Source organism: Vreelandella neptunia, assembly GCF_022489065.1.
Lineage (GTDB): Bacteria > Pseudomonadota > Gammaproteobacteria > Pseudomonadales > Halomonadaceae > Vreelandella > Vreelandella neptunia_A.
In genome coordinates this window covers 67677-92376 of the sequence record NZ_JAKVTW010000007.1, presented here as the reverse complement: position 1 = coordinate 92376, position 24700 = coordinate 67677, and the positions used below count along the sequence as shown (strand labels likewise).

At 50.1% G+C, this 24700-nt stretch carries 24 protein-coding genes; 9 read left to right on the top strand and 15 right to left on the bottom strand.

All coding sequences use genetic code 11. The annotated features are described in order from the left end of the window. Positions 1-401 precede the first annotated feature (401 nt). From MLE19_RS11475 to MLE19_RS11445, 7 genes are all read right to left on the bottom strand, one after another. Positions 402-875: a lasso peptide biosynthesis B2 protein gene (locus MLE19_RS11475; RefSeq protein WP_240718317.1), complete on the bottom strand. Its 474-nt coding sequence runs from the start codon at positions 873-875 to the stop codon at positions 402-404. 10 nt (positions 876-885) lie between these two features. After that, the gene (locus tag MLE19_RS11470; protein ID WP_240718316.1) at positions 886-1209 is read right to left on the bottom strand and encodes a PqqD family peptide modification chaperone; all 324 of its coding nucleotides are present in this window, start codon (positions 1207-1209) and stop codon (positions 886-888) included. 160 nt (positions 1210-1369) lie between these two features. After that, a complete protein-coding gene (locus MLE19_RS11465) occupies positions 1370-1513 on the bottom strand; it encodes a hypothetical protein (RefSeq protein ID WP_240718315.1) in 144 nt (47 codons plus the stop codon). Positions 1514-2051: 538 nt separating this feature from the next. Continuing rightward, positions 2052-2195 (bottom strand): hypothetical protein, encoded by a 144-nt coding sequence (locus tag MLE19_RS11460; protein WP_240718314.1) that lies wholly within the window; start codon positions 2193-2195, stop codon positions 2052-2054. Positions 2196-2295: 100 nt separating this feature from the next. Next, positions 2296-4236, bottom strand: a complete 1941-nt coding sequence (locus MLE19_RS11455) for an asparagine synthetase B family protein (RefSeq protein WP_240718313.1) — start codon at positions 4234-4236, stop codon at positions 2296-2298. Continuing rightward, complete coding sequence (locus MLE19_RS11450) at positions 4233-5894, bottom strand: cobaltochelatase CobT-related protein (RefSeq protein WP_240718312.1); 1662 nt, start codon at positions 5892-5894, stop codon at positions 4233-4235. Before MLE19_RS11450 ends, MLE19_RS11455 begins: the two co-directional genes overlap by 4 nt. A gap of 10 nt (positions 5895-5904) precedes the next feature. Then, positions 5905-6840, bottom strand: a complete 936-nt coding sequence (locus MLE19_RS11445; RefSeq protein ID WP_240718311.1) for an AAA family ATPase — start codon at positions 6838-6840, stop codon at positions 5905-5907. 416 nt (positions 6841-7256) lie between these two features. On the opposite strand from MLE19_RS11445, the gene MLE19_RS11440 reads away from it, so the two are divergent. The 3 genes from MLE19_RS11440 to MLE19_RS11430 are packed head-to-tail and all read left to right on the top strand — an operon-like array spanning position 7257 to position 11682. Beyond that, positions 7257-8459, top strand: a complete 1203-nt coding sequence (locus tag MLE19_RS11440) for a nucleotidyltransferase domain-containing protein (RefSeq protein ID WP_240718310.1) — start codon at positions 7257-7259, stop codon at positions 8457-8459. 31 nt (positions 8460-8490) lie between these two features. Next, positions 8491-10311 carry an ABC transporter ATP-binding protein gene (locus MLE19_RS11435; RefSeq protein WP_240718309.1) on the top strand — a complete coding sequence of 607 codons (1821 nt, stop codon included), beginning with the start codon at positions 8491-8493 and terminating at the stop codon, positions 10309-10311. Beyond that, complete coding sequence (locus MLE19_RS11430) at positions 10312-11682, top strand: O-antigen ligase family protein (protein WP_240718308.1); 1371 nt, start codon at positions 10312-10314, stop codon at positions 11680-11682. It abuts the gene before it with no gap. 55 nt (positions 11683-11737) lie between these two features. On the opposite strand, the gene MLE19_RS11425 is transcribed toward MLE19_RS11430, so the two are convergent. Beyond that, positions 11738-13048 (bottom strand): esterase-like activity of phytase family protein, encoded by a 1311-nt coding sequence (locus MLE19_RS11425; RefSeq protein ID WP_240718307.1) that lies wholly within the window; start codon positions 13046-13048, stop codon positions 11738-11740. 221 nt (positions 13049-13269) lie between these two features. Between MLE19_RS11425 and MLE19_RS11420 the strand changes: the two genes are divergently transcribed. Next, the gene (locus MLE19_RS11420; protein WP_240718306.1) at positions 13270-13851 is read left to right on the top strand and encodes an NADPH-dependent FMN reductase; all 582 of its coding nucleotides are present in this window, start codon (positions 13270-13272) and stop codon (positions 13849-13851) included. 84 nt (positions 13852-13935) lie between these two features. Here MLE19_RS11420 and MLE19_RS11415 read toward each other — a convergent pair whose 3' ends face one another. The 3 genes from MLE19_RS11415 to MLE19_RS11405 are packed head-to-tail and all read right to left on the bottom strand — an operon-like array spanning position 13936 to position 16063. Next, positions 13936-14196 carry a HigA family addiction module antitoxin gene (locus MLE19_RS11415; protein WP_240718305.1) on the bottom strand — a complete coding sequence of 87 codons (261 nt, stop codon included), beginning with the start codon at positions 14194-14196 and terminating at the stop codon, positions 13936-13938. Between the two features lie 14 nt (positions 14197-14210). Next, on the bottom strand, positions 14211-14495 hold the full coding sequence (locus MLE19_RS11410) for a type II toxin-antitoxin system RelE/ParE family toxin (protein ID WP_240718304.1): 285 nt from the start codon (positions 14493-14495) through the stop codon (positions 14211-14213). Positions 14496-14554: 59 nt separating this feature from the next. Then, on the bottom strand, positions 14555-16063 hold the full coding sequence (locus tag MLE19_RS11405; RefSeq protein ID WP_240718303.1) for a YifB family Mg chelatase-like AAA ATPase: 1509 nt from the start codon (positions 16061-16063) through the stop codon (positions 14555-14557). 209 nt (positions 16064-16272) lie between these two features. Between MLE19_RS11405 and MLE19_RS11400 the strand changes: the two genes are divergently transcribed. Together MLE19_RS11400 and MLE19_RS11395 are read left to right on the top strand one after the other, a co-directional pair. Next, the gene (locus tag MLE19_RS11400; protein ID WP_240718302.1) at positions 16273-16608 is read left to right on the top strand and encodes a type II toxin-antitoxin system PrlF family antitoxin; all 336 of its coding nucleotides are present in this window, start codon (positions 16273-16275) and stop codon (positions 16606-16608) included. Continuing rightward, positions 16605-17102, top strand: a complete 498-nt coding sequence (locus MLE19_RS11395; RefSeq protein ID WP_240718301.1) for a type II toxin-antitoxin system YhaV family toxin — start codon at positions 16605-16607, stop codon at positions 17100-17102. The genes MLE19_RS11400 and MLE19_RS11395 overlap by 4 nt, the downstream gene beginning before the upstream one ends. A gap of 13 nt (positions 17103-17115) precedes the next feature. Here the strand turns inward: MLE19_RS11395 and MLE19_RS11390 are convergent, their stop codons facing one another. From MLE19_RS11390 to MLE19_RS11375, 4 genes are all read right to left on the bottom strand, one after another. Next, complete coding sequence (locus MLE19_RS11390) at positions 17116-18000, bottom strand: ABC transporter substrate-binding protein (protein ID WP_240718300.1); 885 nt, start codon at positions 17998-18000, stop codon at positions 17116-17118. A 128-nt stretch (positions 18001-18128) separates the two neighbouring features. Continuing rightward, positions 18129-20249 (bottom strand): TonB-dependent siderophore receptor, encoded by a 2121-nt coding sequence (locus MLE19_RS11385; protein ID WP_276322425.1) that lies wholly within the window; start codon positions 20247-20249, stop codon positions 18129-18131. A gap of 160 nt (positions 20250-20409) precedes the next feature. Then, positions 20410-21381: a helix-turn-helix transcriptional regulator gene (locus tag MLE19_RS11380; protein ID WP_240718299.1), complete on the bottom strand. Its 972-nt coding sequence runs from the start codon at positions 21379-21381 to the stop codon at positions 20410-20412. Positions 21382-21770: 389 nt separating this feature from the next. Next, positions 21771-22112, bottom strand: coding sequence for an accessory factor UbiK family protein (locus MLE19_RS11375; RefSeq protein ID WP_240718298.1), 342 nt, complete (start codon positions 22110-22112; stop codon positions 21771-21773). A gap of 360 nt (positions 22113-22472) precedes the next feature. On the opposite strand from MLE19_RS11375, the gene MLE19_RS11370 reads away from it, so the two are divergent. The 3 genes from MLE19_RS11370 to glnK all read left to right on the top strand — a co-directional run bounded on the left by MLE19_RS11370 (position 22473) and on the right by glnK (position 24623). Beyond that, positions 22473-22811, top strand: a complete 339-nt coding sequence (locus MLE19_RS11370; protein WP_007112359.1) for a P-II family nitrogen regulator — start codon at positions 22473-22475, stop codon at positions 22809-22811. 36 nt (positions 22812-22847) lie between these two features. Further along, the gene (locus MLE19_RS11365) at positions 22848-24095 is read left to right on the top strand and encodes an ammonium transporter (protein ID WP_240718297.1); all 1248 of its coding nucleotides are present in this window, start codon (positions 22848-22850) and stop codon (positions 24093-24095) included. 189 nt (positions 24096-24284) lie between these two features. Beyond that, the gene (glnK, locus tag MLE19_RS11360) at positions 24285-24623 is read left to right on the top strand and encodes a P-II family nitrogen regulator (RefSeq protein ID WP_007112362.1); all 339 of its coding nucleotides are present in this window, start codon (positions 24285-24287) and stop codon (positions 24621-24623) included. The last annotated feature ends 77 nt before the right edge of the window (positions 24624-24700 follow it).

The following is a 24700-nucleotide window of genomic DNA, read 5'->3' as shown; positions in this document are numbered from 1 at the left end:
TTATTAACTTTTTAAGTTGATTGGTTAATTCAATGACTATTAAAACAATAAAAATTCAATATAAATTGCTATTTTTTCTAAATCTCAGTAATGACGATTTTGATCTGGCGACCTGTCAATTTTAAGTAACAAGCTCAATATCAAATTCTTGAGGAAAAGTAGTCTTTAGTACCGTTGGTAAGTGCGTAAGGGATCCACTAACTCCTTCTAGGAAGTCATTGTTTCGATCGGTAGCTCCTTAAGCCATCGCTTGAGTAGCAAAGGGCTGAAATCACTAGTGTTGAAAGTAGTCAACGGTGAGCCACGCATGTTTGCTTGTACTCTCTGGTAAGCCAGATTTTCAATTCTGTCTTGATGGGATTTGAGGATTGCGAATCTATCCACTTAAAATATCAAATATATCAATTTCTTATATAGCAGCCGACAATGGTGTAATGCTGAAAGCTCTGCCCACCCGAAACGGGTATGCGGCCAGCTGTTACCCAGGCGTGGGCTTTAAATTGATTCGTTTCAGGGTCTCGGCAAAGGCCAAAGTATAGCGAGTAAGGGATGCGATAAATCCCTAACAGTAGGCGGGCAGTAATAGCTTGAGGGAAACAGTTAGACACCCAGGGGCAGTAGCGTGCAGTTAAGCGTACTACCCGAGCAATACGTAATGCCTGCGTCTCTTGTTTATCTTCCAAAATATGTGAGTAAGCACTTACACCTACCGCCTTGCCAAGGTAGGGAGCAATGCGCCGAAAAGTGAGGGTAACAATCATCAGCCTACTAATGCCAAGCATTAGCCAGACGGGGACGAACCAGCATTTGGTAAAAGCGGGCTTTAGAAAAAAACTGCCCACTTTATGGTTAGGCGATGTTAAGTTGCGGCGCAATTTTTAACCCTTACTTATTAACTGGCTCTATTAGATCGACCTTCATCAGGTCTTGAGCAAAGCGGATAATATCTTGCTGGCAAGTGTCGGTATCAATGTCGTACTCCTGGCAAATGGCATTCACTAGATCATCGATGCTGGCGGGTGTTTCAAGCAGTTCCCAGGCGCGAGCCCCAACACCTGAAATACCATAATAGCGGCCCAACTTTTCATTCATCATGACAAGGTCACCGTCCAAATTGGCGGCAATCATGTCAGGATTACGTTGTAAAAGGGTCGATGTGGAAATATCTGTATTAGAAATCAAGGTGTTAGTGGCGTTTGTAGAGGTCATCTTAAAGGCTTCATTGTGAACACGGAATTGGTTTGGTAATTCTATTACTTAACTATAGATAAAGCTTTTGAATAAATTAACAAAAATATTTTCTTACACGCAATAAAGCGCATGCCACATAAAGTGGCATGCGTCGCACTTACAAACGTAGTGCATCAAATCAAGAGCCTGGAGCCCAGGCAGTGTTATTACGTCCACCCATTTGATCAGCATTGGGTTGATCACCGGCTTCAGTAATGTCTTTCATCGCGCCTAGTTCTTGCAACATAGGGGCTTCATAGGTTTTGCGTTCTGTATTTAGCATGTCGATTCCCTTAGGTTGAGCGATGCCTTCCTGGAGGCAACAAACACACTATAGTAACTGTTACGTTACTCGTCCACCTATATTTGTTACATTTGATTACCGTGGCCTAAAATAATCACCCATTTGAGCGGTTTTGCCTAAAATCCGATATTTAATTAGCCATTATTTCTGTTAAGTGACTGATTATATTTGCTTTATTTTAATTTGCTTCTTAGTAAATTTTTTTTAAAAAAAGCCATTTTTTCACTCTTGATGCACTATATTGATTCAAGTGAGCATAAAAAATGAACCACATGAAGGCAGGGGGCCCCTAAATTACGTATCAATGGTGTTTTTTTGTAATCATATGTTTTGTAAAATTTAATTAATAATTAACCTGTTGGTAAGTGCATGATTTTACTTTTTTCAATGAAGCTACTTGAGTGAAAGTAGCTGCTGTAGCTCAGCTGATCATGGATCATATAGGCTTGATAAATAAAAAAAACCGCATGCCACGTAATGTGACATGCGGTGTATTACTTACAGCTCACTGACTAAATCAGGAGCCTACATCAAACGCAGTGCCGTCTTGGCCCTGGAATGTGTCGCTAAAAGCCTGACTACCATTTTCGGTAATCTCTTTCATTGCGCCTAGCTCTTGAAGCGAAGGCGTTTCGTAGGTCTTGCGATCCATATGTAACATATAGCTCTCCTTTAACAACAGAAATGTTGCCTCAAATGCGACAACACAACCACTATAGTAAGTTGGCTGTTACACGTCTATTATATTTGGTTGCGTTGGTTTACTCATTTTGTTCGTCAGCGTAGCGCACGAAGCGTCCTACCGACAAACCACGCAGCATTCTTGTTCGGTAGCGTAGTTCGGCCTCCTTGCCATCTAATGCGCCATGAGAGGGCCATTCGTCTAACGCTTTCTCCAGGCTTTCGATATCTAGGTAGTCGCCAGCGCTACCGTGCGCTTTAAGCTTTTCGATCTCCTCACGAATTTGCGGTAATGCGGTATCTAACTGTTCGTACCAATCCGCTGACTGTAAGCCGCGGGTTTTTACATCAAGAATTTCCGGCGGAAGTACATCTTTCATAAGACGCATCAGTAGCCATTTAAATTGCCCGCCCCCTACGTATTGAGATTCAGGGATGGCTAAACAAAACTCAATCAAGCGCACGTCGGCAGTAGGGTCGCGCATTTCAATACCAAAGGTGTTCGCAAGAGCGTTGTAATCACCATTTTCCATCATGTTGATCGATTGAATGCGCTGTTGGCGGCCTTGCCAAGCGGGCTGAAAGCTGGTGTCAACGCCAGCTTGCTTAGCTCGCTGTTGCGTACCCAGCTGCTTAGACCAAGCTGGGCGAATGGCTGAATATTTCGTTAACGACAATATCCTGCCACGTGCTGCTTCGCGCAGTCGCCATATAACATTAGGCCATAATGGGGCCAGGCACGGTCTCAGCAAGTTTCGCCATTTCAGCGAAGGCTGATGCTGGATTAGCCCTTTGCATACTCTATAAAGTGTTATCCACCGCCCCTTGCGCAATAGCCACGCCAAGTATGGGTAGCCTTCGTAAGAGATGCTGAAGTTACCCATGGAGCCTGTTAATAGTACTTTGATGCCGCGCTGGGCGGCATTTTTGCGAATCGCTATCCACCAGCCCATATTGCATATATTGAAGGGAGGACGATCTAGCAGCTCAACAACTTCCTGCAATTGATCAAGCGGCGTTGTCTCCCCAGTGCGGATCAACGTGTGCTCAATGTTGCTAAACCGTTTTACCAAAGCGCTGGCGCCAACGGACTCATCCGCGTGGCGCCCGCGTATCACTGGCCCGTCAAACCCTTCCCGTGGCACGGCGGTAAAGGCTGTTATTGATTGGTTGCGTTTGGCCAGTAATTTAGCCGCAGTGGCTGTCACTGTAGAGCTATCTAAACCTGAGCTGAGTTCTGCACCTATCGGCCCATTTGCTCGCAAGCGCCGATTAACCGCCTGTTCGAGCTGCTCTCGAAGCGCATCAACATACGCTTCGTCACTATCAAGCTTGAGCTCGTAGTCAGGGTCGAAGCGATGATAAAAATGCGTATTGACTTGCCCATTTTCAAACAAAGCTACCTGACCGGCTTCAACACGATAAACATCTTTATATAACGTCTCAGGCCCTGACGAAGGAATCAGGCATAAATAGTCGTGCAACTGCTCTTCGCTGATGGCTTTAGTAAGGCCGGGTATCGCAAACAGTGCCTTGGGCATTGTCGCAAACGCTAACAGGCTGCTTTGCTGATGCCAGTAAAGGGGACGCATACCCAAAGGGTCGCGGGCTAGCCATAGGCGCTGACGCTGCGGCTCCCAACATGCCAATGCGAAATCACCAAGTAAATGCTTAGGAGTTTCTGTGTCCCAGCGCAGGCAGGCTTGATAAACCAGCTCGCTATCGGCCATTAAGGCTGCTTGGGTCGTATCGATGCTGAGCTTTTCACACAGCTCATCGCGGTTATCTATCCGGCCATCAAACACCATGGCCAGTTTATCTGCCGCGCGCCAAAGGGGCTGTTGGTCTAGGCTGTCTTCTGGCGTAGTGCGTAACAAGGCGCGTGAGAGACCTGCGTTCTGCTGGTGCCAGCTATGCTGGGCATCGCGTCCGTAAGGCGTTAGCAGCGTCTGCATACGTTGCAGGGTACTGCGATCAATGGCACTCGCATCAAGTTGAATAAGCCCTGCAATAGCGCTCATGGTAAAGCCTCATTGGTTTGCGCTGGCACAAGCAGGTCGCCCAGCTTTTCAAATAACGTTTCTGCTACTGCTTCGGGGCTTCTAACGGTGACGGCGTTGTTATAAAAACGAGCTACATCTTGGCCTGTCCCAATCGCCGCCAGGCTGATAGGACTTTTCTCAATATCATTAATGATCAAGCGCAGGTGGCGCTCCAAAAAATCACGACCATTAGCCTGGGTGGTGGCTTTGTCGTAGGGCGCACCATCCGAGATAACGATCATGATTTTGCGCGGCTGGGGCTGGCGGCTGAGCCGATTGGCCGCCCAGTGTAATGCCTCACCATCAATATTTTCATGGCCAGGCATCTGTCGTAACAGCAAGCCTAAGTTATGTTTAGTTCGTCGCCATGGCTGCTCAGGGATTTTATAAATAATATGTTGTAGTGCATTCAGGCGTCCTGGCTGCTCAGGCTTCCCGAGCTCTTGCCAGCGTCTAAAAACCGGATTGTCGGCGGTGTAACGCGTAGTGAAGCCCAGGACTTCGCAGCGTATCTTACAGTTTTCTAATGTATGCACCGCTAGTTCAATGGCGATAGCCGCCATTTGCCGACGCTTTATGTCCATAGAGCCAGACTGATCGACCAAAAGTGTCACGCTGGCTTCTGGCATAAGCGCTTCTTTTTCTATACGGAAAACGCGCTGGATAGGCTTGTCGTCGAGTAACCTCGCTAAACGCCGGTTGTCTAACCTGCCATCTTCTTGATCGAATAACCAGCGGCGCTGACTGGCGGCTAACAGGCGTCTTTGCAGGCGATGAGCAAGCTGCTTGATACGTCGCTGGTCAAGCTGGTGGAGTTCTTTTAGCGCCTCTATATCATCAGGCTTTAACCAATAGCTGGCAGGCTGCACGGTATCCCAGTGGCGAGAGAAAACCGCGTAATTCTGTTTTTGGTCGTCTCGTTCAGAGAGTTCGTCTGCCAAGCCAGATTCCGTTAACTCTTCACTAGCAGACTCATCTTCCTCTGCCTCATTTTGATCATCTAAATCTTGACTGGTGTTGACCTGCGGTGGAGATGTTAGAGGCAGCGTATAAAAACGGGCAAGTTGTTGAACGATGGGCAGCACACTAGAAGCGAACTCGCTGCTTTCCTGAAGGTGATGAGACGCTATTTGCAGTCCATTTTTTAGCTCATCGTCACTTAGAGTAGGCATGGGGAGGGCAGCGGGTTGTTGTCCCCTTATCTGACGCAATGCCCGCTTTAATAAACTTTTGGGCGCAGGCTGTGGCTGCGCTGAAAGTAGAATCTCGTTATCAGCAGGCATTCCTAGGAAAATAAGGCGCGCAGCCTGATAAAGCGCAGCCATTTCTTTATTGGCAGGGGCCGTGGTGACAGGGTTCGCTAAATTGTGTGCTATACCAGGTAATTCTTGTATAGCAATGGTTTCCACTCTGGCACGCTCAAGCAAGCTGTACCAGCTTTGCTCATTATCGGTAAATCTGGTTTGTTGCTTTGCATCATGCCAGCGACGCCATGCAGCAAGTGCATCTGCTGCTCCACGGTGTTTTAGTGAAGCTGGCTGAGTGCTTGTCAAAAGGGAAGGGGTAATACGCCCAGAAGAATAGGTGCGCGTCCACGCCTCTAAAAGCGCTTGCTCATGACTGGTGCGCAACGGCATTACTTGGCCCTCATATCAGCTCAACATCAAAACAGCGTTGATAAATTTCAGAAACCAGTGAGCGCTCGACTTCATCGCAACGGTTGAAAAAGCTAAGACGCATCGCTTCATGGGGGTCATTGAGCAGTAAGCTATTCTCTCCCCAAGAAATCAATGTACGTAGCGATATAAGGGTGGTGACATCGCCTTGTGCAAATGCTTGGCGAAGAAGACCCGCGCAGGTAACCATGCGTTGAACTTGTTCGGAGGGTAATTCACTGAGCTTTCTTTGTAGCAGGTGCATTTCAGCTTCTTCTGACATATAACCAAGCTCGGTGGTCACGTGCCAACGGTCAAGCTGGGCTTGGTTAAGAGCCTGGGTACCTACATAAAGCCCTGAAGCATCTCCCTGGCCCGCAGTATTCGCCGTCGCAAAAAGTCGGAAAGAAGGATGGGGAGTAATCACTTGATTTTGATCAAGTAAAGTTAATTTACCTTGTGTTTCAAGTACGCGCTGAATCACAAACATGACGTCAGGGCGTCCTGCATCATATTCATCGAGAATAAGTGCGATGGGGCGCTGCATGGCCCAGACCAACATGCCGGGCACAAATTCTGTAACTTGTTTTCCGTCACGAATGACCACCATATCGCGACCTATCAAGTCGGCTCGGGTAATATGACCATCTAGGTTTATGCGTATGCATGGCCAATTTAGGTGAGCAGCAACCTGTTCGATATGCGACGACTTACCGCTGCCATGCGGGCCATACACATAGACGCGCCGATTTTGCGCAAAACCCATCAAAATGGCCCGCGTTGCACTCTCAACAAAATGAAAGTGGGGATCTATCTCTGGTACGTGCTCTTCAGCCTTTGAAAAATAGGGAATTTCCCAGGGCATTTGTACGTTAAAGACATCGTTAGCATTGCAGTGTGAGTCGGGTTGAGGCGTAGAGGTGGTCATAGCGTCGAATTGTCATCCTTTATGTGTTCTGATCATCTAGCGGACGTAGTTCAATGCGTAAAATTGACCTTGAACAGCGTCCATTTTGATGAAGATACAGCCTGAATCATTGAAATGTTAATTCTGTTTACATAAGGTAACATTAAATGTAAAGATAATAGTCAAATTTGATGAGTTGTCGCACCATACATATAATTAAATCGAGATAAGCTTGCATCACTAACGCCTCACTTTTGAGAGAAATGCCCTGTAAGTTGTTGTTTTTGGGTAGGGGTGACAGTGATCCCGCAAGCAGATACCCAAACAGTATAGGTTTTGATTGGTTTACAAATTGTCTGGTTCAAACGTTTTTAATTGATATTGATAATCGTTCATGAGCCGGTGGCCCCTTCCCAAGGCAGGAATAATTGAAGAATATGGATGAGCGTATGATGCCTGATTGTCCTGTCCAACACATGGCAGATCCTAACTTTCAGCTACTTTTGTTGTTATCGCGGCTAGATTTGAGTCAAGAACAGATTCAGGTGGCCAGCGAGCTCATCCCTCTCGTGCATGACTGGGAAGGGTTTATTTATCAGGCATCAGAGCGCTTTGTATTACCTGTTGTGCACGGGCATCTTAGCCGGTGGTGGAAAGATCAAATTCCGGTCGACTATCTCGATATAATGAAGCTCTACTCATTACGTGCCTTACAGCATAATTTGAATATTACATCGGAATTTAAAAATATAGTAAGGGATGTGCTATCGCCGCTAGGCATCCCACACCTCTGTTTCAAAGGGCCTACGCTAGCGTTTCAATTCTACAATGAGCCTGCACAGCGGCTATGCCGAGATGTGGATATCCTGGTTTCCAAAAATGATCTGCCGCGCATTTTGCAATATGCATTGAATAACGGATACCAGCCCCATGATCCAAAAGAATTGACAGCTAATGATGAAAGCGTTGCTTTCGTAGCACATCATCAAAAAGTCGTTACATTACTCTCACCACGTAACGTTGCTGTGGAATTTCATACTAAGATCGATAATACCGGATCCGTGTTTGATGCATCGCAAATGATAGCAAAGCGTCAACCTATCACCATCAATAATATTAATACCTTTGTGATGCCTGTCAGTGAGCTGTTTGTTTATCTATGCTGGCACCATACCAAGCACTATTGGTCTCGGCTGCATTGGTTAGTTGATATCACTGCGATGCAAGCCCATAAGGATTTTAATATTGAAGAGGTAATGGCATGTGCTGATCGGCATGCATTAAGCAGTACGGTAAGGTCATGTTTGGAAATGGTAGACTTTTTTAGTGCACCTACCATAAACGATATTGAAAATTTATCGCCTAATACCCGTGAGTTGGTGCGCACCGCTATCTTGGCAATGCATGGTGATATTGAGTTCGAACACTCCTTGAGCCGTACAAAGCCGACACCTGATTTTTCTTTTACCTGGCAAACCAATAGCGCTCATATCTGGCAATGGCGATTAACAGGCTGGAAGCGAATATTTCGTCCGACCTACGAAAATTATGCAGCTTGGCCACTTTCCCCGCGGTGGCAATGGGTATATCGCTGCATCCGTCCTTTTCATGAAGCTTATTCGCGTTTAGCTCAAAAATGAAACAACTAATTAATAGTGTGGGGCAAATTGAATGACTTCAGTTAATAAGCTTTTTGCGTCTTTTTCTTCGCTGATGCGTATTCTTTCTATCTCTTGGAAAAGTAGCAGAAAATGGACGTTGTTAAGTACTTTTTTTATAGCACTTGAAATCATTTCCGGACTTGGTGTGCTTTATCTTTTAAAGCAGATGGTCGACGTGGTAACCGAGGTGCTTGCTGAGCCAACGGCTGCAGACAATGTGGGTGAAGTATTACACTATGTGGTGCTAACAGGCTTGGGAACGCTTGCCTATGTCGTGGCAAGAGCGTTAGCCGGATTCGCCCGTGAAACTCAGGGAATGTTAGTCGCTGACCATGTCGACAATATGGTGCAAGAGACGGCAATCAGTGTCGATCTCGCTTTTTATGAAAGCCCGCTTTATCACGATACGCTGGAGCGGGCCCGCCAATCTGGAAGCCAGCGACCTGCTCAAGTTGCCAGCAATTTAATGTTACTGGGCAAGAATATTTTAATGTTGGCGGCCATCGTTGTAATGATTGCCACCATTAACTGGCTTTTATTGCCGATAATTCTATTTGCCATCGTTCCTGCATTAATTGCACGGATTTATTTTACGCGCATTCTTTACGATTGGCAGCGTAGAAGAACTCAAATGGAGCGTCGGGCAGGGTATTTAGATTGGTTAATGACCTCGGATATTCATGCGAAAGAACTTCGTCTTAATCAGTTAGGCAATTTTCTAAGGTTTAAATACAAACATATTCGCGACGATATTCGCGGTGAAAAACTTGCCATCAGCCGCAAGCGTACCATGGTGGAATCCATCGTTGCGGTAGTTGCATCGATGATATTTTTTACCTCGCTGGGCTACTTGGCTTGGCAGACCGCTCAAGGGCAAAATAGTGTTGGCGAACTAGTACTGTTTTTATTGATTTTTCAGCGCGCCCAAACAATGGGGCAAGAGCTTGTTCAGCAACTTTCCAAGCTTTATGAAGATCATTTATATATGGGCATGCTGTTTGAGTTTATGGATATGCAGCATACCGTTCCAAGGTCAACACAGCCTGTCAAAATTGTACACTCTGAAAAAGCTAACTTAAAACTAGAAAATGTATGCTTTGCCTATCCGGGAACTCATAAAAACGTAATTAAAAACGTGAATATGGAGATTAAACCAGGCCAGATTGTGGCGTTGGTTGGTGCTAACGGCTCTGGTAAAACATCGTTAATTAAATTAATGACGCGTTTGTATGATCCTACTGAAGGCAGTATTCAGATTAACGGAATCGATGCTCAGAACTGTGATATCGATGAGTATCGGCAGCTTTTCAGCGTGATATTTCAAGATTATTCGCATTATGCGGAATCTGTTCACGAGAACATTCGCTTTGGTCATATAAATGGTAGCGACGCAGCACAAACTGTCCCATGGGCTGCTGAAAACGCAGGTGCTGCTGCCTTTATTGAAGAGTTGGACGACAAGTACGACACCATGCTGACTCGCCTATTCGACAATGGCAAAGAGCTGAGTGTCGGACAATGGCAAAAAATTGCACTTGCCCGCGCCTTTATGCTTAAGTCTAATATTGTTATTTTGGATGAGCCTACCAGCGCGATGGATCCTGTCGCGGAATCGGAGCTGTTTGAAAACTTCCGGGAGCGTATTAGCCACCGTTCCGCCTTGGTTATTAGTCACAGATTGTCAACAATTCGATTGGCTGACTACATCTATGTGATGGACGATGGGGAGATCAAAGAGTCTGGTACCCATGAATCGTTGTTTGAGCTAGGTGGGATCTATCACGACTTGTTCAGTCGCCAAGCTAAATATTATCAACATGATCTTATTTGAATGAATACTATACAGACCGTACGGCAAGGATGGGCCGGCAGGACGCTTTCGTTAGTTAATGGCATTATTGTTTTTGGTTTTGCGGCAACGCTTGTGCTTATTCCGGTTTCATATTGGTGGTTTGGGGTTGCTGCCCTAGTGTCTTCGCTACTGACGTGTGGCGCTCTTATTAGCTATAGATATTTTCCACGGATATACACGTCGGATGACTACAAGTTGGCAGGCGCACTTGTGTTTTTTGGTAGTGTTTGGTGGTGGAGTGTATTGGATGGCAACAGCTTGCCCTTGGTGGATTATGAGGGATTCCATCGTCTCCACCTTTGGCCTTTTATAGCAGCGTTTGTTTTGCTAGCACTGCGTGTTTTCCCTCCTTCACCTCATTGGCTTTGGGTAGGTGTGTGCTGTGGAGCAGTAGGCACCGGCATAATTGCGATATATGAGAGAGTCTTTATTGGCTTAGAGAGAGCTGATAATGGTATTAACGCCATTCCCTTTGGTAATTTGTCACTCCTTATGGGTGTGCTTTCGTTAGTCGCAGGTATTTATTATTTCCAAAAACAGCGACAACTTTATTATTGGCTGTTGGTTTTAGCTATTAGTGCTGCTTTTATGGGGTTTTTAGCTTCTTTATTATCAGGTACCCGAGGTGGTTGGGTGTCGATTCCTTTTTTGGCTGCTTTGCTATTGCCAGCAACGAAGCATTTGATAAGTTATAAAGTTCGCAATATAGCTATTCTATTTATAGTGTTAATAATCGTCGCTATCATCGCCTACCCCCCGACAGGCGTATGGTTACGCTTAGTAGCTATATTTGACGATATTTATCAATACCTTATAACAGATAGTGCTAATTCCTCTTTAGGTGTTCGCTTCGAACTTTGGCGGGCCGGGTGGTATATGTTCAAAGAGAACCCAGTACTGGGTGTGGGAGAAGGAGGCGTACAGGTTTGGCTAGATGCATTAACAGCTAAAGGCACTCTTTATGAAAGAATCGCTGATTATCCGCAGCTACATAGCGATATGATTGATACCCTTGCCCGTAGGGGTGGGGTAGGGTTGATCAGTTTGTTACTGGTCTATATAGCTTTTGCAGCGGCATTTACTAAAAAACTGCTACAGGCCGAGGATAATATACGAGTGCGTCTTTTGGCGGTAAGCGGGACGATGGTTGTCATTGCGTTTTTTGATTTTGGTCTTACACAAGCAATGTTTAGAGACTTAAGAGCGTTTAGCGGCTTTTTAGGCTTTAGTGTCGCCATATGGGGCTGCTTAGGTTATCAGTTGCAGGCACAACCATTACCATCCACGTCATTATCGGCTAAACCGTCATCAGAGAGTGATCGTTTTCCTGAAATTAAGCCCACTGAATAAATCCTCATAAGGATTTATTCAGTGACTTGCCGCTCTGCCCAGATGCTTTTCTTAGTTATTGGGCGTTCAAGAACTCCTCCACATTGAGCAGTATTAGCTCATTATCATCGGCGTGACCCTCCTGACGACCAATTGAGAAAGGGTAGTTATTGTCATTGGCGACCACGATGGTGTTCTCATCAACGAGATCTACGTTCTCGATGGTCACAAACGGAAAATTAAAGGTGCCGTTGAGTGTGCCCCGCGGTGCAAGGCCGTCTGGATCCTGGATATCCATAAGGTCTATATAGGCGATTTTCTCAAGTACACCCTGTTCATTTGTACGCTCGAGGTCGATGAGATAGATGCGTTTGAACTCGGCGGGATTGTCTGCCCACTCTTCTCGCGGGTCTCCCTGACGGCTATCGCGCTCAATGATTAGGGCGCGAGTCCCCCCAATAAGATTGAAATCGCCAATAGCATGGTCTGCAGACTCGAGAGGGTAATAGCGGGTTGTGTCACCCCATTCGGCGGTTTCAGCATTGAGCTCGAACATTCTTAACACGGGGGTACCATCAATGCTTTCTGGGGCGTTGGCGGTGCTGTCCCAGATCGGCTTTTCCAGCAACGGATAGAGGGTGGCCTGGTCTTCGGCGAGAGCCATGCCTTCATAGCCGCCGGAGCGAAACACCACCACATCATCAGCGAGGGGCGCGCCGGGGTTCGGGGTAAGGGCTAAGGCATTGTCGGGGGAGCGCAATAGTATACCGCCAGGGTCTGTGGCCAGCACTTGAAGTACTTCGCCCTTATTATCGACTTGAATAATCCAAGGGCCGAACTCATCCCCAATCCAATAGGTATCGCCCACGGGCTGTATCGATTCAGGGTCAAAATCAGCGCCGGTTAAAAAACGACCTGGGGTGGCTTCATTCATAATCGGGAAGGGTACCTTACGGTTTGGATCCGAGAGTTGAACGGTTTCCTCAATGGCGACGCGTCCAGTGTCCCAGTCGGGCTTTATGATGTTAAACATCAGAATGACGTCGGAGGAGTTCGCTTTGGAACCGAAACCGTTATCGGTCAGCACCAGAAAGCGCCCATCGCCAAGCGAGCGAATGCCTGAAAATCCCTGTAGCGGCTGGCTGGGGAAGGGTAGTGCCAAGCCCGTGGCTTGCACGTTAGTGTACAGCTGCTCAACGCGCCCCTCTTGACCGGTAAAACGGCCTGATACGTTGTAGTGCCCAGCGGCACCAGCAGGAGGCGCTACAAAGGTGCTGCCGGGTAGTTGGGCATGACCCGTCAAGGTGGCGGTAAATAACTGCTGAGCGTCTGCTGCACTGGTAAACGCAAAGGCGAGTAGAGCAGTGGCGAGTATCGGTTTCATCATCGCTATTTCACCATTTAAGAGAGTGGAAGATTAGAACAGTTTCAGCGATCGCTAATTTTCCTCGGCGATAGTGATAATTGAATGACAAACAGCAAACGTTTTAATGTCAGCAAGCTTGCACGTCGAACTCAGCCGCTGAGTAGCAAAAAACACCTTGTTTAACAGGCGTAAATGCTAAATGGTGGGGTTGTTCAAATACGTTATTGAGAGAGGAGATGGTTATGGCGTCATCAACCCAAAAAGTACTGGTATTTGCGGGCAGTGCCCGAGAAGCGTCACTGAACAAGCAGCTAGCCAAGCTTGGCGCGAAGCGCATTGAGGCGCTTGGTGGGGAAGCAACCTTTATAGATCTGAAGGATTACCCCTGCCCTCTGTTTGATGAAGATATCGAAACCCAAGGTATGCCCGAGAATGTAGTAAAACTGCGCGAGATATTGGCAGAGCACCAGGGGGTGCTGATCGCCTCGCCGGAGTACAACGGTTTTATTACACCACTGCTGAAAAACACCCTGGATTGGCTCTCCAGACCCTACCAAGAGACGCCAGGACTTGGACTATTTGCCGGAAAGTGGGCCGCGTTGGTGGGAGCATCACCCGGTGGGCTAGGCGGTATCCGCGCGCTGCCGCTAGGTCAGCAGTTGCTTGCCAATCTTGGTTTAATCGTATTGCCCCAGCCGCTATCGCTGCCGAAGGCAGGCAGCGCGTTTAACGATTCAGGCGCATTAAATGACGCTGCTACCGGCCAGAAGCTCGACGCCCTCTGCCAACGGCTTGTCGATGTAATGGCGAATAACCACCCTTAGGCCCCTTTCAACATCCGATCCAACTGCCGGTAACCAATCGCCTCAATGAGGTGCGGTTAGTGGAGTTGCCACCAAGTGACTTGATCATGCCACTTGGTGGCGGCGGGCTTCTTCTAAATCGTAGATATTTTGCAAACGTAGCCAGTAACCTTCGCTCGTGTCGAAGATCTTGGATAATCGTAAATCAGTATCTGCAGTAATCGCTCGCCGACCCAGGGTGATTTCACCAATGCGGGTCGCTGGGACACCCATCTGCTTAGCCAGCGCATTTTTACTCAGCGCCATTGGCTGCATGAAATCTTCGTACAAAATTTCACCGGGGTGAATGTTAGGAAGTTTGGCCATTTTGTCACCTCTCTTTATGAGTGGTAATCGACTATTTCGACATCGAAAGTGTCGCTATTATGGAAGCGAAAACATAGATGCCATTGGTCATTGATGCGAATGCTGTACTGGCCTTCGCGGTCACCTCGCAAAGCTTCCAAACGGTTACCAGGCGGAATACGTAAGTCATCAATTGTGGCGGCAGCATCAAGCTGACGTAATTTCTTGAGCGCATTACGCTGCATATCTTGCGGCAGCTTGTGCGATGAGTTGCCTCCCGAAATCAAAGCGGCTTGCCGATCTTTGAAGCTTTTTATCATGCCCAATATCCTGCTGGCACTTGAATTTAGTATAACGCATCGCGTTATACTTTCCAGCGTTAAGCCCCCTTCAGCATCCTATCCAACTGCCGATAGCCAATCGCTTCAATAAGGTGCGGCTGGGTGGGCTTGGGCTCTCCCTGTAAGTCGGCGAGCGTTAGCGCTACCCGCAGTACGCGGTGGTAGGCACGGGCAGAGAGTTTGAGCTTCTCAAGTACGCCCGCCAGCCAGGCGCGCTCTTCATCATTAAGCGCGCAGGCGGCTTCCAGGGCTTTGCCACTAAGTTGGCTGTTGAGCGCGCCGCGTGCCATTTGACGCTCCCGGGCGGCCATTACCCGCTCACGCACGGCTTCCGAAGATTCGCCTTGGGTCTGCGCGGTGAGCTGTTCTGGCGGCAGGGCAGGCACTTCCACCTGGAGATCAATACGGTCTAACAGCGGCCCAGAAAGCCGCGCTTGGTAACGCTGGATTTGGCTGGCGGTGCACTGGCAGCGCTGGCGCGGGTCTCCCAAGTGGCCGCAGGGGCAGGGATTCATGGCGGCTACCAATTGAAACCGAGCCGGATAACGGCGCTCATGGCTGGCGCGGGCTAAATGGATCTCTCCCGTTTCTAGCGGTTGGCGAAGTACCTCTAGCACATGGCGGGAAAACTCCGGTAACTCGTCTAAAAACAGCACACCATGATGAGCAAGGGATATCTCGCCGGGTTTAGGTTTTGAGCCGCCGCCGACCAGCGCCGCTGCGCTAGCACTGTGATGGGGCTGGCGAAATGGCCTTTTGCCCCAGTCCGCTTCCAGCGGTAGCCCGCACACCGAGCGCACGGCAGCGACTTCCAGGGCATCCTCTTCGGATAGCGGCGGCAGAATGCCTGGCAGGCGGCTGGCCAGCATGGTTTTGCCCGTGCCGGGTGGACCGGCGAATAGGAGATTATGGCCACCAGCAGCAGCGACTTCCAGCGCGCGGCGAGCCTGCTGCTGGCCGCGTACGTCGGTAAGGTCATCTACCGGGGCAGTGGTTTTCACTGAGGCGCTGAGCTTGTGCGGGGGAATTTTCTCTTGATCGAGTAAGTGCGCCACTACCTGCCAGAGGGTGTCGGCCGGCAACACCGGTAAATCACCTGCCAGTGCCGCTTCATCGGCGCAGTTGCGGGGTATGATCAGCGCTTTTTTCGCTCGTCGAGTGGCCAACGCAAAAGGCAGTATTCCCGGTACAGCGCGCAGCTTGCCATCCAACGCCAGCTCGCCCGCACACTCCATGCCTTCCAATGCTTCTACCGGAATTTGCCCAGAGGCGGCCAAAATGCCTAATGCAATAGGCAGATCAAAGCGGCCACCCTCTTTAGGCAGATCGGCGGGGGCGAGGTTTAAGGTAATACGGCGGGTGTTAGGGAAATCAAAGCCTGCATTGACCAATGCACTGCGCACCCGTTCGCGGCTCTCTTTAACGGCGGTTTCGGGTAAGCCCACTAATGTCAGGCCCGGTAAGCCATTAGCCAGGTGAACTTCCACATGCACCGCCGGTGCGTCTAATCCTACCCCTGCGCGCGTGGCGACAATGGCTAGCGTCATCCCCTTCCCTCGCTGCTTTTAGATAAAACTCTAACCCGAATGTAAGCGAAATCTACATTACCTTAAGTACTTAACCTATCGTAATTAAGAACGCTTTGGTAGAGCTTAAGAAACCGGTTTAAAGAAGCTGAGGGTAACTTGACGAGGTAATGCGCTTGCATTAACTTTGTATGCATTACCTTTGCATTGCTATCAATCGGGGAGCGACAGTGAGCACGCTTATCGAAGACGATTCAACTCTGACAGATCGCTATCAAACGACTGTTCCGGCATCGATTCGCCGGGCGCTAAAGCTGAAACGCCGAGACCGTATCCATTATACCGTGCGTCCAGATGGTGAAGTGGTGCTGTCCCGGGTAAGTGATGAGGCCAAAAACGACCCTGTGATGGTCAACTTCCTTAATTTTCTGGAGCGCGATCTTCTGGCGCATCCAGAAAATATTCGCCCGGTGACCGCCAGTAGCTTTGCCGAGGCCGAACGGCTTACCGCAGGTATTGAGGTAGACCTCGAAGAGGCGCTCGAAGAGGATGATGACGACGAATGAAGCCTCTTGAGGTTAATGGATGGACGATTTATGCCCATCCGTTGTTCTTGGAACAAGTCGAAGCACTCACCTTGAAGGTGAAACATCTTCAATCGAAAGATCCTGCTGGTTATCGCAACAAGGCGGCCACCAAGCGCCTAGCCGCGATTATGAAGCTGGCCTTGAATGATATCCCCCAGGATCCATCCGGCAATCACTACCGCCAAGGAAACACGCTCGGCGCAGAGTATACGCATTGGCAACGAGCAAAATTCTACCAGCAGTACCGTCTGTTCTTTCGCTACGATGCTGCGAGCAAAATCATTATTTACGCGTGGGTCAATGATGACGCCACAAAGCGCGCTTACGACAGTAAGCATGATGCGTACACTGTCTTCCAGAAAATGCTCAGCAATGGTAATCCGCCGGACAGCTGGAAAGCCTTACAGGAAGCCTCAATGAGTAAATTTGAACGCATCAATACGCTCTTTGCGGGTGATGGTAACGAAAGCTAATGGCGGCACTTGGTTAGTCGCTAACCGCTGGCGCTGCCTCTAGCGCTCCCGTAAGTGCCCGGGCAAAACGCTGGGCGGAGGGAAGTGCGCCGAAGCTCCATACCGGCGGTAGGCGCAACAGCCTGTCGTTCTTAACGCTGGGAAGCTGCTGCCACAGGCCGCTTTTTGCTAACTGCTCTTCTACCCCCGCGGGCAGCGGGTCGATGATCACCAGCATTGCCTCGGGGTGGCGTGCTAGCGCTTCTACGCCCACCAGGGCAAACCCCCAGGCATTGGTCGCTTGATCCCAGGCGTTGGGCAACTCAAGCTGCTCCAGCACGGCGTTGTATAAGCTGTTTTCCCCGAACACCCTTACGTGGCGGGCATCCATAAACTGAATCATCAGTAGCGGTGGGGTTTCTGATTGGAGGGGGCGGGATTCGCGCAGGCTAGCCATCAAGTCTTGAGTTTGGGCGATCAGCGCTTCTGCCTGGGGCTGGTGCTCGGTTAACTCGCCTAGCTGGCGAGTCAGGGTTTGCATCTCCTGCCAGGTATCGGTGCCAGGGGAGTAGAGTGAGAACGATGTGACCGGCGCAATTTTCTCCAAGCGTGGCGTTAAACCCGCGAACATAGGCGAAATAAGCGTCTGTTCTGGCGGCACCTGGGCCAGCAGTTCCATATTGGGCTGCGTGCGCAGTCCCATATCGGAGGCGCTATCGGGAATATGTGGTTCGCCTACCCAGGCGTGGTAGTCACTCTGCTGGGCGACGCTGCTGACCGGTGCGTCAATGGCCAGCAAGGTTTCGGCAATGGTCCAGTCGACCGTTGCCCACTGGGCCTGGGCAGTTGAAAAGGTCATTAAGCAAACGGCGAACAGCCAGCAGCGTGCGAGTATTGAGAGCGCGGTGGTGTGGCGCATGGTGTTGAGAGGCCATCCGAAAAATAAGAGATGTATTTAAACGATAATATTTATTATTTGCAAACCTGTATTCAGGAAAAAATACACCCAGGCACGCTGGCCTGGGCGGGATTAAACACGCAAGGCATTTAGAACCGATAGTGAACGCTGGCGGTCAGGCTGCGCTCGGCACCGAAGTAGCAGTACTCCAGGGAGTTACAGGAAGCCACATATTCTTTATCCAGTAGATTGTTCACATTTAAGCGTGTTTCGACACCTTCAAGGCCGACATGGCTTAAGTCGTAGCCAATAGTGGCATCCAAAAGGGTGTAGTCGGGCACGGTTTCGGTATTGGCCCGGTCAGCGGCGATATCCGCGTAGTGACGTACGCCAACGCCCATATCCACACCGCTCAGCCAGCCTTCGTTGGCTTTGTAATGACCCCACAGTTGCACCTGATGCCTGGGTGAGTAAATCACGTTATTGCCCTGGTTGCCGTCGTCGCTTTTAGCGTAGGTGATATCGGTGAAGCTGTAGCCTGCCTGAAGCGAGAGGGTGTCGGTCAGTTGGGTTTGCGCTTCCAATTCCAGCCCCTGGGATTCAATCTCCCCCACGGCGCGGTATGGGTCGGTGGGCTGCTCTTTGGTAGCAACATTCTCCTGGGTGATGTGGAACAGCGCCGCGCTGTACTGGATGGCGCTGCCGTTAGGTTGGAGTTTGACGCCGGTTTCCCACTGCTCGCCCTCCATCGGTTGAAGCAGATCACCATTCTCATCCACAAAGCTGGTGGGGGTGAACGCAGTGGAGTAGCTCAGGTAGGGGGCGATGCCGTTATCGAACAGGTAGACCACCCCGGCACGGCCACTGTACTGGGTGTTGCTGAGGGAGCTGGTATCGCCGCTATCGCGATTGGCATTATCGATCTTCACCCAGTCGTAGCGGCCGCCGAGGGTGACACGCCAGTTATAGAGGGCGATCTGATCTTGCAGATAAACCCCGGTCTGATCGATCTCATGGCGTTCGCGTAGCGGGGCGTAAAATTCGATGGGATCGCTACCATAAACCGGGTCAAACGCATTGAGTGGCGGGAAATATCCCGAAGGCCACGACACCTCGTTTTCCCGCTGCTGGTAATCCACTCCAAACAGCAGGGTGTGATCCATAAAGCCGCTGTTAATGTTGGCTTCTAACTGGTTATCGAGCGTCCAGGCTTCTAGCGACTCATCGCTGCCGGAGTAGTAGCGGGTGAGTTCGTCAGATTCCGGTGACGTCCAGCCAAAGCCGTAGACCTGGTTGAGTACCACATCGGAATTGAGGTAGCGCATCAGTTGGCGGCCGGTCACCTGGTCGTTGAAGCGGTGCTCAAGTGCGTAGCCGACCATGCGCTGGGTGCGTTCAAAAGTGTCGTAATCCTCTTCACCATCAAAGAAGTTATTGCTGATATTGCGGCCATTATGGGCGACTACGGCGCCTTCATAGGGCACGCCGGAGTGGTAGCCGCCTTCCGGCTCATCCTGAAGATACGCGTCTACGGTTAAACTGGTTTTGTCGGTGATATCCCAGGTGAGCCGCGGCGCAATGGCGTAGCGCTGCTCTTCTGCCGGGCCAAACTGGGTGTCTGTGGCGCTGGCTATGCCGGTCAGCCGAAAGGCCACCCGCTGCTCTTCGCCAATCGGCCCGGTGAGGTCAAAAGCGGCGCTGCGCTGGTTGTTGTTACCGACCCGAAAACGCAACTCTCCGCCCTGTTCAAACTCTGGCCGCTTGCTGTTCAAAGCCACCACGCCTCCCGGGGAGGCGTGGCCGTAGAGCACCGAGGCGGGCCCACGGACCACTTCAATGCTATCTAGAAACCACGGATCGATGCGCATACTGCTATGGGAGTTGGCATCGCCCATCACCTTTAAGCCATCTAAAAAGGTGTTGCTCAAACTGCCGTCAGAAAAGCCGCGCAGTACCAAGTAATCGAAGCGGTTAGAGGCGCCTACCTGATTGCTATAGACGCCTGGTGTGTAGTCGGTGGCCCGCTGAACGGTATCCACACCGCGGTTATCCATCTGCTCCCGGGAAATCGTGGAAACACTTTGAGGTGTTTCGATAAAGGGCGTTTCTACCTTGGTAGCGGCTTGCTGAGCAGTCACCGTGACAGTGCCCAGCTCAGCGCTCTCTTGTCCATAAAGGGGGGATGCCGATAATACGGCGATGATGGCCACGCTGAGCGGGGGGCGTGACCAAGAGTGCATAGGTAGAAAGCGGTGATAGGAGGAGTACATGGAGTGGGCACCTGCGCAAAAAAATCGATTAACTAGATTGTTAATGAGAATTATTGCGCTTAATGGCGCTTAAAAGGTATGCGCGATGACAAAGCAGCTATGCGTAGTGCCAAGAAAGCATTTAACCAGGAACTTACGGTGTTAAGGGCTATGCAACAACTTAGCTGCGGTTGAACACTTCATGAGGTGCAATACCAAAGGCTCGTTTAAAGGCAGTGGCGAAATTAGTGGCGTGGCGGTAACCACAGGCATGGGCGGCTTGCTGCACGCTATAGCCGCGCTCTAAGTCACGATACGCCTGCGCTAGGCGGCTCTGACGTAGGTGATCAAACAGCGAATAGCCATAATAGGCACGAAACTTCTGGCGCAGGCTGCTCGGGCTCATCGCGACATCACGGGCTAAGTCGTTTAGGCAGTAGCGCTGGGTTGGATCATCGGCAATACGCTGATGCAGCCGAGTTAGACAGCCGCGGTCACGCGGGGTTAAGCGAGTCTCGGTTCGGTGGTTGGCGCAGTGCTCTTCCAACGGTGATAACGGGCTTTGCGGCAAGCCATGGCCGAGTAGTTGGAGCGCTAGCCCTTGCCATACCAGGGGTTGGTGGCAGGCGCTCGGTGGTTGGTCGATAGTGGCGCGCAGGATCGCAATAAGCGGCTCAGGTAGTCGCCAGCGATGCAGCAAAGCTTCTTTCGGTGCTAAGGGGAGGTCGTGGGGCGCTGTGGCAAGTACGGCTAGGTTAACCGTGCGCAGGCGCGGCTGTGCTGGCTGATAGACAGTGAGCGAGTGCTGGGGGGTGAAGTGGGCGCAAAGCCCATCACCTGCTGCAAATGCCAAACATTGATTACCTACCGTGGCGTTAATATGACCCTCTAGCACCACGCTAATAAACCAGGGCACCGTTTGGCGAGAAGCCGACCAGTAGGTGCGTTCAACCTGTAGATCCGAGAGCGTTAAATGCAGTGATGTAGAAAGACTAACATCGTGAACACGGCCCTGGGCAACGGGGGCAACGCCTTCGGATCTGCCTTCAATTCGATACTCAATACCAAAGCGCAATCCCAGCTGCGCCAACGATTGAGGTGTAAGAATATGCTGTGTTTGGCCTGCTGGCGGATGAGCAGCGAGTGTGTTCATGGGTTCATAACGCTATCGTCTTCAATCAAATGCATCAAATTGGCGCACCGAGGGGTGCCGTAACTCATCAATGAGAGAAGTTCTGCGCTAGCAAATACCACTTAACAGCGATGTTGGCAGCGGCTTGACCTATATTGGTGCTTCGGCTCGATTGGTTTCGCTAGGTAGCGTGTTAGTTAGGATGAGCGGAGCGCGGATGGTGTTGTGATAAGAGGAAGGTAACACTGACGTAAAAAATGTCAATGATATTGATTCTTGTTTGTTTTTGGTTTCTCCCAACGAGTGTCCACATGTCTCGTTCGAGTAACGCCTTGAGTGGTCGGCAATAGACGATAGCTCCCTATTGCCGATACTCGTGCTAAGTACCTGAGTTAGTAATGATCTAGCTGCTAGCTCGGTTTGCTGTCTTCACTAGCATCACTTTTTGGCTCAGTGGTAGGAATCGGCGGTACTTCTGCTTCAAGCGGTGTTGTAGCGGCGGCAGTGGAGGCTTCAACCGTGGCTTCAAGGTTAGCCACTTGGCGCTCAAGCGCTTCTACCCGTGAACGCGTGCGCTGCAATACGTCCATCAAAATATCGAAATCCTCTCTAGAGACAAGCTCCAGACGATCAAAGGCACCGCGCACAACTTGCTGCACACCCTTTTGGATATCCTCAGGTGCCTGTGAGGCGTTTTGCAAACGGTCACCAATCTGCTGGGCCAATCGGCTGATACGGTCTTGAGGCGCCATAGCTGCTCTCTCCTTCATAACTCATTAAATGTACGCATATTAAAAACGGCTTACCTGTAAGGATACGCAACAGTTGGCAAATTCGCATGTGCCGCGTGTATTTCCTGTTATGTAGCGTGTTTGCATCGAAATAGAGCAGGCAACATTTTCTTACGCTCTTTTTTGGTGCAATAGCGGTGATATGGAGATGCGTTTGTTGACCTGCCGTGCTTTAAGGGTCGTCGCTGGTTGGCTAATTGGCTGACTTTTAAGCAAAAAAAATCAGCTGGCACAGTATGCGCATTATCGGTTCAGGTGCTTATTTCTGGCGGCTGTGCCGCTACCAATCTAGCAGGACTTATCCAGCAGGGGAGATCCGGGATGAAACTCATCACCGCTATCATCAAGCCATTCAAGCTCGACGACGTTCGTGAGGCACTAGCTGACAACGGCGTACAGGGCATTACGGTTACTGAAGTTAAAGGTTTTGGCCGTCAGAAAGGGCATACAGAGCTGTATCGTGGCGCGGAATACGTTGTCGACTTTCTACCCAAGGTAAAAGTTGAAGTGGCGGTCGACGATGCTCGTTTAGAAAGCGTGCTGGATGCGATCTGTAGCGCAGCCAATAGCGGCAAGATCGGTGACGGCAAAGTGTTTGTTACGCCACTGGAAGACGTGATCCGTATCCGTACCGGCGAACGCGGCGCTGACGCCGTCTAATCACGGCTAAACCAGACATTAAACGGGGAACATACAATGAATGAGTTTACAGAGTTGAGCTACGCGCTCGATACGTTCTACTTCCTGATTTGCGGCGTGCTCGTGATGTGGATGGCCGCTGGCTTCTCCATGTTAGAAGCAGGCCTGGTGCGCTCTAAAAACACCGCTGAAATTCTAACCAAAAACGTTGCGCTGTTTGCCATTGCCTGCACCATGTACCTGTTGGTGGGCTACTACATCATGTACTCCAGCAGCGCTGGTGGTTTCCTACCTAACCTGGGCTTTTTGATTGGCGCTGAAAACAGCGTTGATGCAGTGACCGCCGGTGGCGATGACGCGCCTTACTACTCCATGCGTTCTGACTTCTTCTTCCAGGTCGTGTTCGTCGCCACCGCCATGTCGATTGTGTCGGGTGCCGTGGCTGAGCGTATGAAACTATGGGCCTTCCTGGCGTTTGCCGTAGTGATGACCGCATTTATCTATCCGGTATCTGGTTACTGGACCTGGGGCGGCGGCTGGTTGTCTGAAGTGGGTTACTCTGACTATGCGGGCTCAGGCATTGTGCACCTTGCCGGTGCAGCTGCAGCCCTCGCTGGTGTCATCGTACTGGGGCCGCGTAAAGGCAAATATGGCAAAGATGGCTCTATCCATGCCATTCCAGGGGCCAACATGCCGCTGGCGACGTTGGGTACCTTCATCCTGTGGATGGGCTGGTTCGGCTTCAACGGTGGTTCCGAGCTCAAGCTTGCGGCCGTCGATTCTGCTAACAACGTGGCGCAAGTGTTTGTAAATACCAACGCTGCCGCGGCAGGTGGTGTGATTGCAGCGCTAATTTTGGCCAAACTGTGGTTCCGTAAGGCAGACCTAACCATGGCGTTGAACGGTGCGTTGGCGGGCTTGGTCGCCATTACCGCTGATCCGCTTTCACCTTCTGCACTAGGCGCGACCATTATCGGCGCCATTGGCGGCATCATTGTCGTCGCTGCCATCGTCACGCTTGATAAAGTGAAACTGGATGATCCAGTCGGTGCGATCTCGGTTCACGGTGTTGTCGGTATCTGGGGCGTGCTGGCGGTGCCATTGAATAATGGCGATGCATCCTTCGGTGCTCAAATCATCGGTATTGCAGGTATCTTCGGTTGGGTCTTCCTGGCAAGCCTGGTGGTATGGCTAATTCTGAAAGCCATCATGGGTATCCGCGTTAGCGAAGAAGAAGAGTATGAAGGCGTCGATATCGCTGAGTGTGGCCTTGAAGCCTATCCCGAGTTTGGTATCAAGAAATAAACAGCGGTATTAAAAAGTAGTTTGATGCTGGTCAAATAAGTTGGTGTACTCCTTATAGCCTCCCCTAAGTGGGAGGCTTTTTTATTCTCTGCCAATAGCGGTGTATGCTGGTGGATAGCGGTTATCGGTTGCGCCCCTTGCAGCCGTTCAGCCCGACCCATTATGGCCACCCAGTTAGAGGATATCGCAATGAAATTGATCACAGCTATTATCAAGCCGTTTAAGCTCGACGATGTGCGCGAGTCGCTTTCTGACATCGGCGTACAGGGTATTACGGTGACGGAAGTGAAAGGCTTTGGGCGCCAGAAAGGGCATACCGAGTTGTATCGCGGCGCTGAGTATGTGGTGGACTTCCTGCCCAAGGTGAAGCTGGAAGTCGCTGTGGACGACGACATGGCCGAGCAGGTGATCGATGCCATCACCCAGGTGGCGAATACGGGTAAAATCGGCGACGGCAAAATTTTTGTCATGCCGTTGGAGCAGGTGATTCGTATCCGTACCGGCGAAACAGGCAAAGACGCCGTTTAAATGGGTGAACTGTGAATTGTAAGTAGTGAGTGGTAAGCGATTGATAAATTGTAAGAAAAAAAGTAGTACATAGCACA

Excerpts from the sequence above, each read along its gene's own strand:
- MLE19_RS11370 (WP_007112359.1), top strand. The coding sequence starts at position 22,473 with ATGAAACTCATCACCGCTATCATCAAGCCATTCAAGCTCGACGACGTT.
- MLE19_RS11465 (WP_240718315.1), bottom strand. The coding sequence starts at position 1,513 with ATGCTAAATACAGAACGCAAAACCTATGAAGCCCCTATGTTGCAAGAA.
- glnK (WP_007112362.1), top strand. The coding sequence starts at position 24,285 with ATGAAATTGATCACAGCTATTATCAAGCCGTTTAAGCTCGACGATGTG.
- MLE19_RS11385 (WP_276322425.1), bottom strand. The coding sequence starts at position 20,249 with ATGTACTCCTCCTATCACCGCTTTCTACCTATGCACTCTTGGTCACGC.
- MLE19_RS11375 (WP_240718298.1), bottom strand. The coding sequence starts at position 22,112 with ATGGCGCCTCAAGACCGTATCAGCCGATTGGCCCAGCAGATTGGTGAC.
- MLE19_RS11430 (WP_240718308.1), top strand. The coding sequence starts at position 10,312 with ATGAATACTATACAGACCGTACGGCAAGGATGGGCCGGCAGGACGCTT.
- MLE19_RS11365 (WP_240718297.1), top strand. The coding sequence starts at position 22,848 with ATGAATGAGTTTACAGAGTTGAGCTACGCGCTCGATACGTTCTACTTC.
- MLE19_RS11415 (WP_240718305.1), bottom strand. The coding sequence starts at position 14,196 with ATGGCCAAACTTCCTAACATTCACCCCGGTGAAATTTTGTACGAAGAT.
- MLE19_RS11435 (WP_240718309.1), top strand. The coding sequence starts at position 8,491 with ATGACTTCAGTTAATAAGCTTTTTGCGTCTTTTTCTTCGCTGATGCGT.
- MLE19_RS11390 (WP_240718300.1), bottom strand. The coding sequence starts at position 18,000 with ATGCGCCACACCACCGCGCTCTCAATACTCGCACGCTGCTGGCTGTTC.
- MLE19_RS11455 (WP_240718313.1), bottom strand. The coding sequence starts at position 4,236 with ATGAGCGCTATTGCAGGGCTTATTCAACTTGATGCGAGTGCCATTGAT.
- MLE19_RS11410 (WP_240718304.1), bottom strand. The coding sequence starts at position 14,495 with ATGATAAAAAGCTTCAAAGATCGGCAAGCCGCTTTGATTTCGGGAGGC.
- MLE19_RS11380 (WP_240718299.1), bottom strand. The coding sequence starts at position 21,381 with ATGAACACACTCGCTGCTCATCCGCCAGCAGGCCAAACACAGCATATT.
- MLE19_RS11425 (WP_240718307.1), bottom strand. The coding sequence starts at position 13,048 with ATGATGAAACCGATACTCGCCACTGCTCTACTCGCCTTTGCGTTTACC.
- MLE19_RS11450 (WP_240718312.1), bottom strand. The coding sequence starts at position 5,894 with ATGCCGTTGCGCACCAGTCATGAGCAAGCGCTTTTAGAGGCGTGGACG.
- MLE19_RS11405 (WP_240718303.1), bottom strand. The coding sequence starts at position 16,063 with ATGACGCTAGCCATTGTCGCCACGCGCGCAGGGGTAGGATTAGACGCA.
- MLE19_RS11440 (WP_240718310.1), top strand. The coding sequence starts at position 7,257 with ATGGATGAGCGTATGATGCCTGATTGTCCTGTCCAACACATGGCAGAT.
- MLE19_RS11470 (WP_240718316.1), bottom strand. The coding sequence starts at position 1,209 with ATGACCTCTACAAACGCCACTAACACCTTGATTTCTAATACAGATATT.
- MLE19_RS11420 (WP_240718306.1), top strand. The coding sequence starts at position 13,270 with ATGGCGTCATCAACCCAAAAAGTACTGGTATTTGCGGGCAGTGCCCGA.
- MLE19_RS11395 (WP_240718301.1), top strand. The coding sequence starts at position 16,605 with ATGAAGCCTCTTGAGGTTAATGGATGGACGATTTATGCCCATCCGTTG.
- MLE19_RS11460 (WP_240718314.1), bottom strand. The coding sequence starts at position 2,195 with ATGTTACATATGGATCGCAAGACCTACGAAACGCCTTCGCTTCAAGAG.
- MLE19_RS11445 (WP_240718311.1), bottom strand. The coding sequence starts at position 6,840 with ATGACCACCTCTACGCCTCAACCCGACTCACACTGCAATGCTAACGAT.